The following is an 18,222-nucleotide window of genomic DNA, read 5'->3' as shown; positions in this document are numbered from 1 at the left end:
TATGTTTTCAGATGTTGAACAGTCTGAAAGCAAAACTAGATAAAGCAGGCTAATCATAAGACTTTATTTAGTAAAGATACCACTGCGGAGTGGTAGTTCAGTTGGTTAGAATACCGGCCTGTCACGCCGGGGGTCGCGGGTTCGAGTCCCGTCCACTCCGCCATTTATTCGAGTGTCGACTCATAAAATACGAATTACAGGGGTGTAGCTCCAATTGGCAGAGCAGCGGATTCCAAATCCGCGTGTTGGGAGTTCGAATCTCTCCACCCCTGCCATATAATAAGCCTCAGCAGAAATGCTGAGGCTTTTTTGTATCTATCGCTTTTGCAAAGCAAGTGTTGGAAGCTGGATCGCCAGCCCGGTGGAGTCTCCGGAGTACTGCTCCAGCCCCCTGCCATATTTAAATGCCTTACCGTTTTGTATCTGTTGACTTCGCCATTGTGAAAATTGCGAGCTAGAGAGCAGCCCAACCTATTTTTTGGTAAGCCTAATTCATTTTCTTCTGCTGTATACAGAAGCAGCTAGGATTTTTTGCCGACTGCCTTTATTGGTAATATTTATATCTGGGATGTCAATCTAGTTGAACACATACACTTAAAACATCTAGTTCATTAGACGATTGTTCAGTTCAGAAGTAATCCTTTTAAACTAAAAATGTTAAGAATCTCGATAATTTACTTTTAGAATCTTATCAAATGTAAAAGATGAGAAAGTTAATGAAAATTATTCCCATCTTTGATTTAATATTCGCCTTAATTGTTATACATCGATTTCGAAGTTAGACGACCTTATTAGGTAGCGTCTTAAGTTTCGAAATGTTGTACATTCATACCACATGTGCTTGGCGATACGGATTCGCCTGAGAATTACTAATGAAAGAGATAGTTTCTAAAAGGGCAAGAACTCTAGTTGTAATACTAGCAGCTATGGGAATACCTAATGCTTTGTATGCTGATGACTTGGATAAAGCCAGAGCAATTGAAAAGAAAACCAATAAGGTTATTCAAAAAGCTCAATCTAATGTAGATGCTAACGTCGAGGCGTCATTTACTCTTCAATCCGAGATAGAGCAACTAGAAACTCAAATAGATAACCTAACTCTTTATAGGGACCATTTAACTAAATTGGTCTCTAGTCAAAAATCTGAATTAGTTAGCTTGGAACAACAGCTAAATGATATTGAAGATACTCGCCAAGGTATTGTTCCGCTCATGTATCGAATGATTGATGGGTTAGACTCCATTGTTGGTCAGGATGTTCCTTTGCGAAAAGTAACACGCCAGAAAAGATTGGACGATATTAAACTTCTGATGGGGCGAGCTGATATTGCTGAAGCTGAGAAATACAGAAGAATTCTTGAAGCCTACCAAATAGAAATAGATTATGGGACCAAGCTAGGAGCGTATCCAGCAGAAATACATTTCGAAGGTAATACTCGCCAAGTTGAGCAATTGTATTTCGGTCGAGTGAGCCTTGTTGCGAGGAGTCTAGACCATAAGCAATTTTGGGTATGGCGCCAAGAAAACAAGACTTGGAATGAGCTATCTAAAGACAAAGGACTGGAAGTAAACAAAGCTTTTGCGATGGCAGCAAAACAGCAGGCTCCTTCAGTGGTCACACTGCCTCTTTCAATTAGCCATGTAGAGAAGGGGTTGTAGTATGAAATATGTTTTAAATACATTAGGTATTATTGCTGCCGTTGTTACTTTCTCTTCATTCGCAGAACAAAGCCTTTCTCAAATCGACAATAGTGCAAATAAGGTTTACCAGGCTGAACGTGCACACAACGCTAATCGTGTTCAGTTAACAAAAGAGCAAAAGGAAGAATTAGCAAAAAAGAAAGCGATATTAGAAAAAGCGTTAGCCGAACTAGAAACAGAAAATACGCAACTTAGTGAGCAGTTCAGTGAAAATGAAAGACTGCTTTCTGAGAAAGAAAAACAGCTGCAAATTGAAACTGGTAGCTTAGGGGAATTATTTGGTGTTGTAAGACAGTCTGCTAAAGAAGTAAAACAAGACTATCAAAATTCACTTATTACAGATACTGACAAACAGCTGACTCTTGTGGAAAGGGTTATCAGTACAGATGCATTACCTTCGTTAAAAATGCTAGAAGACTTTTGGTTATCAGCATCATTTAAAATTCAAGCCAGCGGACAATTAAGTAAGGTTACGATTCCGTTTGTGAACGGAGATGGCACACATTCAGATCAAGTCGCTATTAGATTAGGGGATATGGCTTTGATTTCAGAACTGGGTTATTTGAAGTGGGATTCAAATAACAAGTTTTCGACGGCGTATCAAGCACTTCCTAAAGATGCCTCAACGAGTTCAGATGTAATTGCTGGTAACGATATTCTTTTAGACCCCACTCGTGGTTTGTTGCTTGAGCAATATGCAAACCAACCGAACTTTATACAGCGAATTGAGCAAGGCGGTGTGGTTGGCAAAATCATTATCGCGCTTTTGGCTTCTGGCTTATTGATTGCTTTGTTCCGAGGTACTGTTTTACTAATAACCCAAGCACGGATTTCTCAACAACTTAAAAAACCAAATCAGCCAGGAAATAACCCTATGGGGAGAATTCTTCAGGCTTTCGACAACGACAAACAGCAGTCAATCGATGCTATAGAGCTTCGATTACTTGAAAGAATCCTTGATGAGCAACATGGTCTGGAGAAAGGTCTTTCAATGCTTAAGCTAATGGCAGCATTAGCTCCAATGTTAGGTTTACTTGGTACCGTAACGGGTATGATTGAAACATTCCAAGTGATAACGCAGTTTGGCAATAGTGATCCGAAAGTTATGGCGGGCGGGATCTCTATGGCGCTGGTTACCACCGTTATGGGGCTTGTTGCTGCAATGCCTCTATTACTTGCTCATAATTTCCTTTCAAGTAGAGCTGAAGCAATCAAAGGTACTCTTGAAAAGCAAGGCGTGAGTATCGTTGCTCAACGTGCAGAGTCTGAGCAAATGGCTGAGGCAGCTTAAAATGATCGAAAACTTAGCACTGGTGTACCAGCAAACAGAAGTCAATACACTGGCCGAATTCATGGCAAAAGGTGGACAAGTACTTTGGTGGTTAGCTGGTGTGGTTTTTTTATGCTGGTTATTGATTGTTGAGCGCGTTCTTTTCTTTAGCTTTAGTTTTGGGAAGAAAAAGAGAAGCTGGATAGAAGCGTGGCAAAAGCGTGAAGACCATCAGTCGTGGTACGCATTAGCGCAAAAAAATGGTGTCATGCAACAGGCCAATTTGCAGTTAAATCAGCATTTAGACTTTATTAAGGCTCTTGTTAGTTTGTGCCCCATGTTGGGATTGCTCGGCACCGTAACAGGAATGATAGCTGTCTTTGATTTAATGGCACTTGCTGGTAGCAGTGAACCAAAATTAATGGCATCTGGTATATCGATGGCCACCCTTCCAACTATGGCAGGTATGGTCGCTGCACTAGCGGGTATGTTTGCCCACTCAAGGCTTGTAAAAATGGCAAATAAAAAAGCACTGAAACTCGAGCAACAATTAAGGAGCGGCGAATGAGGTTAGTTCGTCCAACAAAAGCAAAGGAAGATGCAACGGTCGATTTAACGTCCATGCTGGATATCGTATTCATCATGCTTATCTTTTTCATCGTGACGAGTTCGTTTGTGAAAGAGTCTGGTGTTGAAGTTAATCGCCCACAAGCGGCTCACGCAAGTAGCCAGAAGGACGCTGGAATATTTATTGCTATTACAGCTTCTAATGACGTTTACATCGATAAGCGAAGAGTGGATGTTGAAAGGGTTCAAGCTGTTTTGGAAACAGTGCTGCTGGATAAGCCTGACGCCAGCTTGGTCATTCAAGCAGACAAGCATTCATACAACGGTACGGTTGTTGAGGTAATGGATGCAGCGAAGGGAGCTGGTGTAGATAAGATCGCGCTGGCTACCGAAGACAAAAGGTAAGTATGTTTCATGAAAAGATTGTTACTTGCCTTACCGTTAGCGTTTGTTATTGCTTCTTCGTTATTCTATTTTATGGCATGGATGGTCAGCAGCCAAAAAGGTAAGCTTGAAGAATCGAAACCAGCGGTAATGTTTGATTTGGTAATGCAAGAACCTGAAGCAAATGTTCAGCGCCGACAGAGGCAATTACCGGATCCACCGAAGTTGCCGGATCAACCTAAACCGCTGCCAACTTCAACACCCAATGTTACTCAAACGCAGATGCCTCAAATGCTGTCTGCACCTAAGTTGGCTTTGGCTAACCTAGGCGTTGCGATTTCTATGCCTTCTCTCGATGGGATTGGCCAAGACCAACAAGCTTTACCTCTCTACCGTGTTGAACCTAGATATCCACCTAGAGCTCAAAAACGTCGCATGGAAGGGTATGTCATATTGAGCTTCACGATTGATGAACAGGGGCGTCCAGAAGATATTAATTTACTAGACGTTCATCCAAACAAAATTTTTGTTCGTGAAGCTATGAATGCTCTTAAGCGGTGGAAGTATCAGCCAAAGCTTGAGGGGGGCAAAGCGGTTAAACAGTTGAACCAAAGAGTGAAGATAGAATTTAAAATGAGCAAATAACTATGAATCGATTTTTTTCAATACTGTTAGGTGTTCTGCTAATTGTTACGAACATGAATGTTCATGCGAACAAGTTATCTACCTACGCGGGGAAAAAACTGCATAAAGCCAGTCAGCTACAACAGGAAGATAAGCTTGATGAAGCCATTTCTCTGATAGAAAGCATGGATTTGAAGTCTGATTACGACAAAGCATTCGTCAATAGAGTTCTAGGTGTTTATTACTGGCAGTCTGAAAAAGCAAGTAAATCAATCGTAGCGTTAAATAAGTCTGTTGATGTAAAAGCACTGCAACCCAAAGAGCAGTGGAAAACAAGGCAAATGCTTGCTGATATACAATTCTCCGAGCAGAAATTTAGTGACGCTACTAGAAACTATCTAACGCTTTTAAAAAATGGCTATCCTACCTCTGACAATAAAGAGGAAAATCAGTTAGCTAAAGATAAAAATGATATTCAGCTTCGTATGTCTATGGCTTATTATCAGCAGCAAAATTGGACGTCATCACTAAGCCGTATAAAACGCTATCAACCACGTAATGCTAGGGAAACGCTACAAGCGCTTAAAATTCGTATTGTATCTGAGCTTCAGCTAGAAAAATGGAAAGACGCTGAAAAAACCGTTAGTAAGATAATTCGGTTCGAACCTAATCAAAAGTCGTGGTGGCAGCAGCTTATTTCCACCCAGCTTCAGCAAGAGAAACAACGCAGTGCGCTGGAAAGTTATGCGTTAAGTAAGTTGCACGGAATACAGCTAACGCAGAACGAGTATGTTGTTTTGGCGCAGCTTTATGGGCAGCATAGAATGCCAGAGAAAGCAGCACGCATACTTAAAGAGATGTTTAATCAATACCCTAAATCCCAAAGCGAAAAGCATTTAAAGCTGCAAGCAAATTACTGGCAAATAGCGAAAGAATGGAACAAAGCGATTAGTGGATGGCAACGCGTAGCCAATATGAATCCTAAATACCATTGGCGTCTTGCGCAGCTTTTGATTCAGCAATCCCGCTACAAGCAAGCATTGGGTATTATTGATAAAGCCAAACCTTATGCAAATCGAAATGATTTCTCGATGGCAAAAATACGCTTGTTGTACAAACTGAATCGATATCAAGATGCATTAGCTGAAGCTAAAAGGCTGGACGAAAAGGTTCCATCCAGTGCAGCTAAGGGGTGGGTAAGCTACTTAAGCAATAAGGTTTCTTCCTAACAAACTCTATCAAGCGTGATATGCTTTCGCTCAAATTACAAAAGGAAGCATGTCATGCCACATCTGCGTTTTAGGGCTGTAGAGCCTCAAACTGTCCAATTGTTATCAGAAACACTGATAGAAGATCTTCAGCCTTTAATGGATTGCCCAAAAGAAGACTTCACATTTGAGTACATCTATACCACATTTTTTCACAGCGGAAACGTCGATCCAGCCTATCCATTTGTCGAGGTGCTGTGGTTTGACCGAGGGCAGGATATTCAAGATAAAGTGGCTATAGTATTAACAGATGAAGTTCGTAAGGTTGTAGGAAAGGAAGTGGATGTTGCTGTAATATTTACAGCACTGTCTGCGACTCAATACTATGACAATGGTGCGCATTATTAATATTAAGATGAATTGAAAAAGTCCTGGGAATTCCCAGGACTTTTTTATGCTAGACCTTGAATGATGACAAACTTTTCTAACAGTTGTTCATCAGTCTCAATATTGTTTGGATCCGTGATTATGCATTTTGTTATTGGGCATACAGACTGACAGGTCGGCTTCTCATAATGACCTTTGCACTCAGTGCATAAGTTTGGGTCAATTTCGTAAATGCTGTCTCCCATTGTAATTGCCCCATTTGGGCACTCGGGATCGCACATATCGCAATTGATGCAGCTGTCTTTAATCAGCAGTGCCATTTCTTACTTACCTGTAGCGTTACGTGTATCCTGCCCAGGGTTGAGATTACGCATAAGCAGACCATAGCTAAGATCCATATCTTCAGGAACAGGGATAAACACAAAGTGGCCGTTGCCTTTTGCATCATCTACTGGCTGAGATTTTCTATTTTCCATCGCTTCAAGCGTAAAGATCACATTGCCATTTGGCGTCATAAGTTCAAGGCTATCGCCTAGCAGAAACTTATTTTTCACCTCAACTTCAGCAAGATCTCCACGTCTCTTACCCGTAAATTCACCTACAAACTGCTGTGAATCGGATATAGAGTAGCCATAATCGTAGTTTTGGTAAGCATCATGAGTATGACGGCGAAGGAACCCTTCGGTGTAACCTCTGTGCGCGAGGCTCTCCAATGTCCCCATCAAAGACTCATCGAATGGCTTGCCTGCAACGGCATCGTCTATGGCCTTACGATAGACCTGCGCAGTACGAGCACAGTAGTAAAATGATTTGGTACGCCCTTCAATTTTTAGTGAGTGGACACCCATTTTCGTGAGACGCTCAACATGCTGAATGGCTCGAAGATCTTTCGAGTTCATAATGTAAGTACCATGCTCATCTTCAAACGCAGCCATTTTTTCTTCTGGACGGTGGCTCTCAGATAGTAAAACAACTTCATCGGTCGGTTTACCAAGACCAAGTGTGTTGTCTGGTCGCTCGTCTTTAACTTCGATGGATTGAACTTCAGCAGGGTCAAACTTCTCTACAATTTGACCTGACTCGTCTTCTTTGCCTTTTTCTACATTGTATTCCCAGCGGCATGCATTTGTGCACGTGCCTTGGTTTGGGTCGCGTTTATTCATGTACCCAGAGAGAAGGCAGCGACCAGAATATGCCATACATAAGGCACCATGAACGAAGACTTCTAATTCTGTTTCTGGGCAATGTTCACGAATCTCTTCAATCTCTTCTAAAGACAACTCACGGGAAACAATGACGCGTTCAATGCCGTTGGAAGCCCAAAACTTAACCGTTGCCCAGTTAACAGCGTTAGCTTGAACAGAAAGGTGGATTGGCATGTCTGGAAACGCTTCACGCACCATCATGATAAGCCCAGGATCAGACATAATCAGGGCATCTGGACCCATTTCTACAACAGGTTTGAGATCTCGGATAAAGGTTTTTAGCTTTGAGTTATGCGGTTGAATATTACAAACCACATAAAGCTTTTTACCTTGAGCATGAGCTTCATCGATGCCTATTTTTAGGTTTTCATGATTGAATTCGTTATTGCGAACGCGAAGGCTATAGCGAGGTTGGCCTGCGTAGACCGCATCGGCGCCGTAGGCAAATGCGTAGCGCATATTTTTAAGGCTTCCCGCCGGCGACAGTAATTCTGGTTTGAACATTGCTTCTTCTCTATTTCTGATTTCAAGTCAGACCAATGCCACCCAGTGGCATCGGAGGGCGCAAATTTTACGCTTTCTGAAAGCTTCTTACCAGTATAAATATTAGGGGAATAATCTAATGATTTAGAACAGAGTAGTGTTAAGGGGAATAATCAAGAATATAGGGCACCTAAAGGTGCCTTAATTATTTGATATCACTCGCTATGTGGTAATCCACCCAGCGCTTCGAATAGCGAGGGGAGAAAGGCGCTGAATTCGCCGCACATCAGGGAGAAATCGGCATCAAACCTAGCAGCCTGATCGTCTCGTGGGATATCTTCATTTTGATCTTTTAACTCATCACTGAACTTCAAGCGCTTAATGCTGCAGTCTTCTGCGAGAACAAATTCAATTCGGTCTTCCCAGTTTAGCGCGAGTTTCGTAACAAGTTTGTCTGCCTCAATATGAGATAAGATCTCATCAGCAGAAAGCTCCTGCTTTTTACAGCGGATAACGCCGCCATCTTCTAAAACAGATTTTAATTCCGCTTCATCTAATATGGTAAAGCCAGATGCGGCATTGGATGATTTAACCCAATCTGTCATTGTCGATTCAACGGCTTGTTCTGGAATAGCTGGAACAACAGGTAGGCTACCCATGGTTTTACGCAACAGCGCCAATACGTCTTCTGCTTTTTTATAGCTGCTGGCATCAACCAGAATAAAGCCTTCTTTAGGCAAAATAAGGACGTAGGTAACATTACTCTTGCTGAATGCACGCGGAAGTAAATCAACAATGATGTCTTCTTTTAACGTGTCTTTTTCTTTTTTCTTTAGCGGACGACCTTCTTCTGATTCCATCACCTCTACTTTTGCGTTTAGAGATTCTTTAATCACGGACGCAGGGAGCATTTTTTCTTCTTTCTTGGCGCAGATAAGAATTTGGTTGTCAGAAACATGGGTCATCATGTCTCCGTGTCTACCCATTGCAGTTGTCCAGCCGAACTTTTGTTTATCTTGGCTACCACAAGGCGTGAAACGGAATTCTTGCAGCTGTTCTTCCAGTTTGTCGGCGTTAAATTCGATACCACGATTGAAGCGATATACTAGGCAGTTTTTAAACCACATATCTAATCTCATCTCTTTCTGTTTAGGGAACTGATGATAGGGGATTTTTTCCCAGTTGTCTTACTAGACCGAGGAAAAATCATAATGAAAGTTATATGAAAATTTGTTTTCAAGGGTCACAAAAGTGTCATAATTAATCATGATAATGCATGACGTTGATTAAATTTAAAGGTAATTCAATTATGTCTAGAAGGATTCTGGTGGTTGAAGATGAAGCACCGATCAGAGAGATGCTGTGTTTTGTGCTTGAACAAAAAGGTTACCAAGCTGTCGAAGCGGAAGATTACGACACCGCCATCAGCAAATTATGTGAACCATACCCAGACCTGATTTTGTTGGATTGGATGTTACCAGGTGGCTCTGGGATTAACTTTATTAAGCATTTAAAGCGTGAAGAGCTGACAAAAAATATCCCGGTCGTCATGCTGACAGCGCGCGGTGAAGAAGAGGACAAAGTCCGTGGGCTTGAGGTTGGAGCGGATGATTACATCACCAAACCATTCTCACCCAAAGAGCTGATAGCTCGACTTAAAGCTGTTATTCGTCGTGTGACACCTACCGCATTAGAAGACATCATTGACGTTCAAGGGTTAAAACTCGACCCTGTATCTCACCGAGTGACGGCCAATGAAGAAGCTCTGGATATGGGGCCGACTGAATTTAAAATGCTGCATTTCTTCATGACACATCAAGAGCGTGTATATAGCCGCGAGCAGTTGCTTAACAATGTTTGGGGCACCAACGTTTATGTCGAAGATCGTACAGTAGATGTGCACATTCGACGTCTTCGTAAAGCACTTGAAGGCGCTGGTCATGATAAGCTGGTTCAAACTGTGCGTGGCGCAGGCTACCGCTTCTCAACACGAGCTTAAGAACAAAGCGGAGAGCGAATGGTAGAAAGGTTAACTTGGAAAAAGCTAGTTTGGTCGCTGGCTTTTTTTTACCTACCTTGGGTTGTGGTAGGTTGGATATTTGGATACATGCCGTGGTTGCTTCTCGCTGCCACGGCGATTCAGCTTGGATGGCAGCTACATAACCAAGTTCGGTTGTCTACATGGCTTTGGGATGACAAACGCCTAACCCCTCCCGCTGGAACTGGAATGTGGGAATCTCTATTTAATGGGATCTATCGCATTCAGCAAAGACAAAGAAAGAAGCGTAAAGAGCTGACGAATCTTATTCGCCGCTTCCGTAATGGTGCGGAGTCTCTGCCCGATGCGGTTGTTGTATTCCGAGGCGAAGGCAACATCGTATGGTGTAACAAGCTTGCTCAGCATCTATTAGGGTTTCGATGGCCAGACGATTCAGGTCAGCCCATTTCTAATCTCATTCGCACTCCCGATTTTATCAAGTACTTAAATAAGCAGGACTTTTCTGAACCTTTGGAAATGCGTTCACCTTTAAACGTGGAACGCATTCTTGAACTCCGTATTGTTCCTTACACCGAAGGCGAACACTTAATGGTAGTGCGCGATGTTTCTCAGGTGAAACAGTTGGAAGGCATGCGACGTAATTTCTTTGCAAACGTCTCTCATGAGCTACGTACACCGATGACGGTACTTCAAGGCTACTTAGAGATGACTCAAGACCCTGAAATGCTTGTAGGGCCCATGTGGGGCAAAGCTCATGGGGTAATGACGGAGCAGCTTAACCGCATGAACAGTCTGGTAAACCAACTTCTCACGCTGTCTAAAATTGAAGCCGCGCCAATGCATGAATTGGATGAGGTGGTGAATGTTCCCGCAATGCTGGAGGTGCTTGAAAAAGAGGCATCGACATTGAGTGGGGAAAACCAGCATGTACTCAAGTTTAATGTAGATCCAAAACTGAGAGTCTTGGGAGATGAAGATCAGCTTCGCAGTGCCATCTCCAATTTGGTGTATAACGCGGTGAAGTACACGCCTCCAGGTGCAGAAGTTGCAGTCCAATGGCGAGATACGCCAGATGGACCCGAGTTAAAAGTTTCAGATACAGGGGATGGTATTGAGCCTCAACACATTCATCGCTTGACCGAGCGTTTTTATCGAATCGATAAAGCTCGTTCAAGAGAAACGGGAGGAAGTGGGCTTGGACTGGCTATTGTGAAACATGCGCTGAGCCATCATGACTCACACCTTGATATTCAAAGTGAAGTTGGAAAGGGAAGTTGTTTCTCTTTTGTGCTTCCTAAGAAACTGTCGGTAGAGTCGTTCCGATGAGAAGTTTCGTTCTTTTATTCTCCACATTATTTTTACCTCAGCTTACCCATGCTGAAGAGGCTTTGGAGCCTTACCAAAAAGTAAACGGGATATCAGGAAACCTATCTTCTGTTGGCTCTGATACATTAGCAAGCATGATGACATCGTGGGTCGAAGAGTTTAACGATATTTATCCCAATATAAATGTGCAAGTCCAAGCATCAGGCTCATCAACAGCAACTCCCGCTTTAGTCGAGGAAACTGCTCAGTTTGGACCAATGAGCCGACCAATGCGCGCTCGAGAAGTTGAAGCGTTTGAGCGTCAACATGGTTACAAGCCGACAGCTTTAAGGGTAGCTATCGATGCCATTGGTATTTTTGTGCACCGTGATAACGCCATACAGGGGCTTAACTTTACTCAGATCGATAGTATTTTCTCGTCCACATTACGTTGTGGTGCGAAAGAGCCTATTCAAAACTGGCAACAATTGGGTATTAAACAGGAGTGGGCAAAAAGACGCTTGCAACTGTTTGGTCGTAACTCAGTGTCGGGAACGTATGGCTACTTCAAGAAAAATGCACTGTGTGGTGGGGATTTCAAACGAAACGTGAATGAGCAGCCTGGAAGTGCTTCCGTCGTTCAATCCGTTGCTTCATCCATTAATTCTATTGGTTATTCTGGGGTTGGCTACTTGGTTTCAGGTGTACGGCTCTTGCCTATCGCCAGTCAAGGTAATGATTTTATAGAGGCCAGCCGAGATAACATTCTTTCTGGTGATTACCCGCTTTCACGCTTCTTATACGTTTATGTAAATAAACACCCGACAAAGCCGTTAGGTCATCTAGAAGCAGAATTTGTTCGCTACATTTTTTCCGAGCAGGGGCAGGTGCTTGTATCAAAAGATGGTTATGTACCAATTTCATATAAGATGGCACAAGCTGAGCTAGAAAAAGTCGGGCTTTAACCTTTGCTCAGATTTAACCTATAACGCGCTTAACTTTTAGCGGACTTAACTTTTAGCAGACTTAACTTATAGCGAATTAGACTTTTAGCACATATAAGTTTCTAAGGGCGCTACTTTTAGTAGTCCAGAACCCAGTCAGCGGTCTTCCAGATTTCTTTTTCAAGGGCTAAATCGGCTTCCAGAAGTTTGTTGTCTTCTAGCCAGTTTTCATCATTGCACTTTAAATGCCATGCATGTTCTTCTAGTTCGATTTGAATGTTAGGTGTAGGCGAGTCATTCCTCTGTCCGTTAATCAGCACTGCGAGCCGCATTATGCGAATCAAAGGAAGGATGTGCTTCGTTTTAAATAAGGCAAATTCTGGAAGTTCATGAAGTTTTAGAGCTTTGCGTTGAAAGCGCGCCAGCGTTGCTAATACAAGTTGTTGTTCCTGATTAAACCCAGGCATATTCGTGTTTTTTAGGATGTACTCAGAATGACGATGAAAACCTTGGTAGCTGATACTCAGACCGACCTCATGCAATAAAGCGCTCCACCCCAGTAAATCAAATAACTCGCTAGATTTTTTGATGCCTATCTGGGGGGCTAATTGATGAAGAAATGTATTGGCTTGCTTACGAACTTTATCGGCATGCTCCAAATCGACTAAGTGCTTTCTTGCAAGGTTTTCTGTGGTTCGCATGCGAATGTCGCTTCGCTCAAATCGCTCTTCCATTTCGTAGAGCAAACCTTCACGTAATGCACCCGGAGAAAAATGCAGTTTCTCAATCGAGAGGGCTTTAAATATACCTTCGAGGATCACCACTCCAGCAGCAAATACGGGTTGCCTTTCTTCCGTGAGTCCGGGTAAAGAAATATCATTGATAAAGTCAAACTGCAGTAGTTCATCAATCAGATGTTGAAGCCTTTTAAGCGTAATGATGCCATCTTCGTACCCCATATTGATGAGTACTTCGCGTATCGCTTTTGTGGTTCCAGATGAACCAATGGCGACATCCCAACCATGCTTTATATACTTATTAGTTAGGGATTCTAATCGCTGCTCAACTGCAATTTCAGCCTTAGTGAAGTTCTTACGGTTGAGCTTACCATTAGTAAAATACTTGTCGGTAAAACTAACGCAACCCATGCGCTTACTATTGATCATAGTGGGTTCAAAACCAGTACCAATGATCATTTCGGTGCTGCCTCCACCAATATCGATCACCAACTTGGTTTCTGATTCTGGTTGAGTGTGGGCTACACCGGTGTAGATTAAGCGACCTTCTTCAAGACCGGATATGATTTCTATGGGAAAAGGTAAAATACCCGCGGCTCGTTGAATAAAGATATGAGCGTTATTGGCTTGCCTGAGCGTATGGGTTGCAGCAATACGTACGTTTTCAGGGGCAAAGCCTTGTAAGCGTTCTGCAAATATGGTCAAGCAATCTAATCCACGCTGCATTGCTGCATTGTCGATGTTGTTTAAGTCGTCCAAGCCTGATGCTAACCGGACTCGCTGTTTATGACGGCTTACAATTTGAAGATCTTGTTCTACGACTTTTGCAACGACCATATGGAAGCTATTTGAGCCCAAGTCGATAGCAGCTATATCTCTCGATTCAATGTTTGTCATGACTTGCTGATGATGCCATTTTTTTCTTTTCCTGTTTTTCAATGTGCTTCAAATAGTCATAAATAGCAATTTGTGAACGAACTTTTCTTTTATTTCCGCGTGGTACATATGTATTACTCATCTCTTTATCAATACGACGAGCTTTTACTGTATCGGTAAAATGAATATTGACGATATCAATAATCCTGCGCTTAAGTTTTGGATCACCTATTGGGACAGCGACTTCGATGCGGTGATCAATGTTTCTGGTCATCCAATCAGCAGAAGAGATATAAACGAGGGGATCGCCACCATTTTCAGTAATTAACACGCGAGGGTGCTCTAAGAATCGGTCGACAATACTTATTATTTGAATGTTATCGCTGACTCCTTCAACACCAGGGACTAATGCGCACATGCCGCGGATCACCATCCGAATCTTCACGCCAGCGTTGTTTGCGCTATACAGCCTATTGACTAGTCCTTTATCCACCAAGTTATTAACTTTTAAGGTTATGCTTGCCGGTTTGCCGATTTGAGCTTGCTCAATTTCGTTATCTATAAGTCGATAAAGCGCTTGCCTTGAATTACGTGGCGAGACAATCAGTTCGTTAAATTTCACCGGGCGATACGGGTTTTCTATATATCCAAATACATTACGTACTTCATTGGTAATTTCTTTTTTGGATGTGAGCAAAGAAAAGTCGGTGTAAATCCGAGCTGTTTTTTCGTGGAAATTGCCGGTTCCAATATGGGCGTATCGCGTAATGTCTTCCCCTTCTCTGCGGCTGATTAATAGCAACTTGGAGTGAATTTTTAGCCCTGGGGCACCAAAAATAACCTGTACTCCAGCTTCCGTTAATACACGGGACCATTCGATATTCGCTTCTTCATCAAATCTGGCTTGTAGCTCGATGACAACCGTGACTTGCTTACCGTTATGTACGGCGTCAATCAAAGAATTGAGTAAGCGGGAGTTTTTAGCCACTCGATAGATATTGATCTTAATGGCCAGTACTTTTGGGTCGAAAGACGCTTGCCTAACAAATTCATTGATATGATCGAATGTATGGTATGGATAGTAGAGCAAAATATCTTGCGCGCGGAGGGCTTCAAATGCATTCGTATATCGGTCGAAATCAGTCGAACGAATTGGCTGTAATGGTTTGTTTTCTAAGTAGTCTCGCCCCACGTTTGGGAAGCCAATAAAATCTTTGAAATTATGGTATCGACCACCGGGAATGAGACTGTCGAAATTGGACATTTGCAGTTTTTCGCATAAAAACGTAAGCATCTGCTCCGGCATATCTCGCTGATAAATAAAACGAACAGGCATGGCGGTTAGGCGCTGACTCAAGCCTTCAGACATTTGTTCCAATAAGCTATGTTCGAGTTCATGGCTTAAATCGTATTCGGCATCTCGTGTCATTTTCATGGCGTAGCATTTAAGTTCCTCGTACTCAAAAAAGCCTCGGAAGATGTCGTCTAAACAAAACCGGATAATGTTATCGAGTAAAATAATGGTTTTGCGCCTCTTTCCCTTTTGCTCGGGCACCATGATAAAGCGGGGCAGGTTATCGGTAGGAATCTCTACCAAGGCATACAAAGGGGTATCATTGCCAAGCATTTCTACACTTAAATATGAGTATTCGTCTTTGAGAAATTGCAGTACGTCGATCTCATCCGTCATCAGTAATGGGGTAATATGAGGAAGAACTTCCTTCTGAAAGTATTTTCTAATCCACTTTTCCTGATGTTCATTTAACTGAGTTTCATTGACTAAGAATATTCGGCGTCTCGCCATTTCCAGAATCAATTCGTTGTAGAGCTCGTCAAAATCTTGGTTGAGTTTTAGTGCCTTAGATTGCATTTTGCTGAGTAAGCGTTTGGAATTGTCGTTTCCTCCCCGCTCTTGATTAATGAGAATACGGCGTTTTACGTCAGCAAATCTTACCTTGTAGAACTCGTCTAGGTTATTGGAGAATATCCCTAGAAAGCGCACTCGCTCTATGAGGGGGACAGTTTTGTCTGCTGCTTCCTGCAGCACTCGCTCATTAAATGAAAGCCAGCTAAGTTCCTTTTCTACATACAACTTTTCCGCGCTCATACATTTTTCCAGACTGAGAGGTTTGTTGAGGATTTACTCAATGAAATTAGATTGTTTTTGTGACGTTTTTATTTCAGCATACAATTGCATTAGGCAGGAGTACGCAAATTTCAAGGATTTATCGGAAGTCTGTAATATTTTTGTCATCCAATCGACATATTATGACAGTGACTATAAAAAGGTAGACCATAAGAGATGCTCCACACAGAATTTTCATTAAAAGAACGCGATCGTAAACGGTTGATAAAAGACCGATTTATGAGGTACGTAGTGAAAGCTGGTGGCATCAGTGTATTAGTCGCATTGCTATTGATATTTTTCTATTTATTGCTCATGGTGCTGCCTGTCTTCTCTTCAGCCAATATTGAGCGTGTCTCTAGCGTACCTGCTCAATTTTCTAACACCTCAATTTCTCACTCTAGTAAGCCCATTGCGGCAGGCGTAGATGATTATGGTCAGCTAGGTTATTTCCTGACGGAATCAGGAGGGCTCGCTTTTATCGACCTCACTGATGGTCGTATCGTGCAGTCTCAATCCATTTCTACAAACGCACTTTCATACTCAGGTATGCCTGCCAGTTTGGGCTGGCATGCATTCGTATCTGAAAACAAAGGTATTAATGCAGTTAAACCGAGTTTCTCGGTGCAGTTTAATGATCAAGGTCGTGTCATTACGCCGAGAGTGAATACTGCAAATTATGAGATACCCGCGGATGTGGTTAATCAATCGCAGCTGGTTTCACATTTTGCGTTTGCTATTGATGATGAAAGCGCCACTTTTGCCATGTTGAATGGAAAAAATCAGCTATTCAGTTGGCGAGAAACCGAAGGAGAACCTTCTCACTCAACTGCTTTCGGACCTGTTGAAAATGTCATCGATATTAAGATGTCACCAGACGGACGGCAGCTATTTTTGTTGACCCCGCAAGAAATGATGGTAATGACTTGGGGGCAGAACCAAGGTTTCTCCGTGCGAGAAGTTTTGGATGCGACACAAGGTGGGGATAAACGCGCTTTATCCATGTCGCTGCTCGCTGGGGCTCAATCTGTGCTCATTCAATATACGGATAACACTGTTGCTCAATGGTTTGATGTATTGAAAGATCGAATCCGGACGCTGACCTTTATCCGAGATTTTAAGTTGTCTGGTACTTCGGAATTATTGTTACCAGAATTTTATCGTAAGGGTTTTTATACCTTTGATAATGAAGGTCGAATAGAAAGTTTTTATACCACTAGCGAAGAAAAGACGTTCTCTGCTCAGTTATTGCAAGAAGGTGTGCAAATTGCGGCGGTATCAAGTAATGAAGATAGCTTGCTGGTGGTGAGTCATGGTCATATCGATGTTTATTCGGTCGATAACGAGTACCCTGAAATTTCACTCTCTGCTCTGTGGCAATCAGTTTGGTATGAAGGCTACCCAGAGCCACAATATGTTTGGCAGTCTACGTCGGGCAGTGATGATTTTGAAGCAAAATTCAGCCTAGTGCCGATTGCATTTGGGACGTTGAAAGCCGCATTTTTTGCCATGATATTCGCTGTTCCTATCGCCGTGTTGGGCGCTATTTACACCGCTTACTTTATGTCTACCCCTATGCGAAAAGTGGTAAAGCCAGCCATCGAGATTATGGAAGCTTTGCCAACGGTAATCATCGGCTTTTTGGCTGGATTGTGGTTGGCTCCCGTTGTCGAGGCGCATTTACCTTCAACTTTAGCGTTGGTCATCTTATTGCCTTTATCGACCATTATCATTGGTTGGCTCTGGCACCTACTGCCATCGAAGTGGTTGTCCGAAGTTCCGAATGGGTTGCATGGTTTGATTCTTGTACCTGCATTATTGTTGGTGACGTTTGGCATTATTTCGTTTAGTCATGAAGTTGAACTCTTTCTGTTTGGTGGCGATGTAAGGGTCTATTTGGCTGATATCGGGATCGACTATGACCAAAGAAATGCGCTTGTAGTTGGCTTAGCTATGGGGTTTGCGGTGATTCCAACGATATTTACTATCGCCGAGGATGCGATTTTCTCCGTGCCTAAACATCTATCTGATGGCTCCTTGGCATTAGGTGCGACTAAGTGGCAAACCTTGATGTACGTTGTATTGCTTACGGCTAGCCCCGGTATATTTTCAGCGGTGATGATGGGGCTGGGTCGAGCGGTGGGGGAAACCATGATTGTTTTGATGGCGACAGGTAATACACCGATCATGGACTGGAACATTTTTGAAGGAATGCGCAGTTTATCTGCCACCATTGCGATTGAAATGCCAGAATCGGATGTGGGCAGCTCCCATTATCGTTTACTGTTTCTTGCTGCCTTGATTCTTTTTGTATTTACATTTTTTGTTAACTCCTTGGCTGAGTGGGTAAGGCAGCGCTTGAGAGACAAATACCGCGCACTTTGATGGCGTATGTTAAGTGAGAGTTT

General features: G+C 42.7%; 16 protein-coding genes and 2 tRNA genes. 13 read left to right on the top strand and 5 right to left on the bottom strand.

Going from position 1 to position 18,222, the window contains the following annotated elements; all coding sequences use genetic code 11:
- Positions 1 to 86 precede the first annotated feature (86 nt).
- From VPNCDNU1_RS12070 to VPNCDNU1_RS12030, 9 genes are all read left to right on the top strand, one after another.
- Positions 87 to 163: transfer RNA gene (locus tag VPNCDNU1_RS12070), tRNA-Asp, on the top strand.
- A gap of 35 nt (positions 164 to 198) precedes the next feature.
- Positions 199 to 275, top strand: a tRNA-Trp gene (locus tag VPNCDNU1_RS12065).
- Between the two features lie 597 nt (positions 276 to 872).
- A complete protein-coding gene (locus tag VPNCDNU1_RS12060; RefSeq protein ID WP_104400530.1) occupies positions 873 to 1,658 on the top strand; it encodes a DUF3450 domain-containing protein in 786 nt (261 codons plus the stop codon).
- A 1-nt stretch (position 1,659) separates the two neighbouring features.
- Positions 1,660 to 2,991: a MotA/TolQ/ExbB proton channel family protein gene (locus VPNCDNU1_RS12055; RefSeq protein WP_104400529.1), complete on the top strand. Its 1,332-nt coding sequence runs from the start codon at positions 1,660 to 1,662 to the stop codon at positions 2,989 to 2,991.
- A 1-nt stretch (position 2,992) separates the two neighbouring features.
- Positions 2,993 to 3,538 carry a MotA/TolQ/ExbB proton channel family protein gene (locus tag VPNCDNU1_RS12050; RefSeq protein WP_104400528.1) on the top strand — a complete coding sequence of 182 codons (546 nt, stop codon included), beginning with the start codon at positions 2,993 to 2,995 and terminating at the stop codon, positions 3,536 to 3,538.
- The gene (locus tag VPNCDNU1_RS12045; RefSeq protein ID WP_101110865.1) at positions 3,535 to 3,942 is read left to right on the top strand and encodes an ExbD/TolR family protein; all 408 of its coding nucleotides are present in this window, start codon (positions 3,535 to 3,537) and stop codon (positions 3,940 to 3,942) included. The genes VPNCDNU1_RS12050 and VPNCDNU1_RS12045 overlap by 4 nt, the downstream gene beginning before the upstream one ends.
- 9 nt (positions 3,943 to 3,951) lie before the next feature.
- Positions 3,952 to 4,566, top strand: coding sequence for an energy transducer TonB (locus tag VPNCDNU1_RS12040; protein WP_104400527.1), 615 nt, complete (start codon positions 3,952 to 3,954; stop codon positions 4,564 to 4,566).
- A 2-nt stretch (positions 4,567 to 4,568) separates the two neighbouring features.
- Positions 4,569 to 5,774, top strand: coding sequence for a tetratricopeptide repeat protein (locus VPNCDNU1_RS12035; protein WP_104400526.1), 1,206 nt, complete (start codon positions 4,569 to 4,571; stop codon positions 5,772 to 5,774).
- 54 nt (positions 5,775 to 5,828) lie between these two features.
- A complete protein-coding gene (locus tag VPNCDNU1_RS12030; protein WP_104400525.1) occupies positions 5,829 to 6,161 on the top strand; it encodes a DUF1904 domain-containing protein in 333 nt (110 codons plus the stop codon).
- Positions 6,162 to 6,205: 44 nt separating this feature from the next.
- Here VPNCDNU1_RS12030 and VPNCDNU1_RS12025 read toward each other — a convergent pair whose 3' ends face one another.
- The 3 genes from VPNCDNU1_RS12025 to rdgC all read right to left on the bottom strand — a co-directional run bounded on the left by VPNCDNU1_RS12025 (position 6,206) and on the right by rdgC (position 8,955).
- Positions 6,206 to 6,460 carry a YfhL family 4Fe-4S dicluster ferredoxin gene (locus tag VPNCDNU1_RS12025; protein WP_101110861.1) on the bottom strand — a complete coding sequence of 85 codons (255 nt, stop codon included), beginning with the start codon at positions 6,458 to 6,460 and terminating at the stop codon, positions 6,206 to 6,208.
- Between the two features lie 3 nt (positions 6,461 to 6,463).
- Entirely contained in the window at positions 6,464 to 7,849 is a 1,386-nt protein-coding gene (gene trhP / locus VPNCDNU1_RS12020) for a prephenate-dependent tRNA uridine(34) hydroxylase TrhP (RefSeq protein ID WP_104400524.1), read from the bottom strand.
- Between the two features lie 194 nt (positions 7,850 to 8,043).
- On the bottom strand, positions 8,044 to 8,955 hold the full coding sequence (rdgC, locus tag VPNCDNU1_RS12015) for a recombination-associated protein RdgC (RefSeq protein WP_104400535.1): 912 nt from the start codon (positions 8,953 to 8,955) through the stop codon (positions 8,044 to 8,046).
- Between the two features lie 182 nt (positions 8,956 to 9,137).
- Between rdgC and phoB the strand changes: the two genes are divergently transcribed.
- The 3 genes from phoB to VPNCDNU1_RS12000 are packed head-to-tail and all read left to right on the top strand — an operon-like array spanning position 9,138 to position 12,097.
- Complete coding sequence (gene phoB / locus VPNCDNU1_RS12010; protein ID WP_101110881.1) at positions 9,138 to 9,827, top strand: phosphate regulon transcriptional regulator PhoB; 690 nt, start codon at positions 9,138 to 9,140, stop codon at positions 9,825 to 9,827.
- 18 nt (positions 9,828 to 9,845) lie between these two features.
- Positions 9,846 to 11,153 (top strand): phosphate regulon sensor histidine kinase PhoR, encoded by a 1,308-nt coding sequence (gene phoR, locus VPNCDNU1_RS12005; RefSeq protein ID WP_104400523.1) that lies wholly within the window; start codon positions 9,846 to 9,848, stop codon positions 11,151 to 11,153.
- Positions 11,150 to 12,097, top strand: a complete 948-nt coding sequence (locus VPNCDNU1_RS12000; RefSeq protein ID WP_104400522.1) for a PstS family phosphate ABC transporter substrate-binding protein — start codon at positions 11,150 to 11,152, stop codon at positions 12,095 to 12,097. The genes phoR and VPNCDNU1_RS12000 overlap by 4 nt, the downstream gene beginning before the upstream one ends.
- A 116-nt stretch (positions 12,098 to 12,213) precedes the next feature.
- Here the strand turns inward: VPNCDNU1_RS12000 and ppx are convergent, their stop codons facing one another.
- Both ppx and ppk1 read right to left on the bottom strand, forming a co-directional pair.
- Positions 12,214 to 13,710: an exopolyphosphatase gene (ppx, locus tag VPNCDNU1_RS11995; RefSeq protein WP_104400521.1), complete on the bottom strand. Its 1,497-nt coding sequence runs from the start codon at positions 13,708 to 13,710 to the stop codon at positions 12,214 to 12,216.
- A complete protein-coding gene (ppk1, locus tag VPNCDNU1_RS11990) occupies positions 13,697 to 15,796 on the bottom strand; it encodes a polyphosphate kinase 1 (protein ID WP_104400520.1) in 2,100 nt (699 codons plus the stop codon). Before ppk1 ends, ppx begins: the two co-directional genes overlap by 14 nt.
- 195 nt (positions 15,797 to 15,991) lie before the next feature.
- On the opposite strand from ppk1, the gene VPNCDNU1_RS11985 reads away from it, so the two are divergent.
- The gene (locus tag VPNCDNU1_RS11985) at positions 15,992 to 18,199 is read left to right on the top strand and encodes an ABC transporter permease subunit (protein WP_104400519.1); all 2,208 of its coding nucleotides are present in this window, start codon (positions 15,992 to 15,994) and stop codon (positions 18,197 to 18,199) included.
- Positions 18,200 to 18,222: the final 23 nt, after the last annotated feature.

Origin of the sequence: Vibrio penaeicida (genome assembly GCF_002933855.1) — a bacterium.
Classification (GTDB): Bacteria; Pseudomonadota; Gammaproteobacteria; order Enterobacterales; family Vibrionaceae; genus Vibrio; species Vibrio penaeicida_A.
The sequence above is the reverse complement of the archived record's forward strand: the minus strand, read 5'-3'. Positions and strand labels throughout refer to the sequence as shown.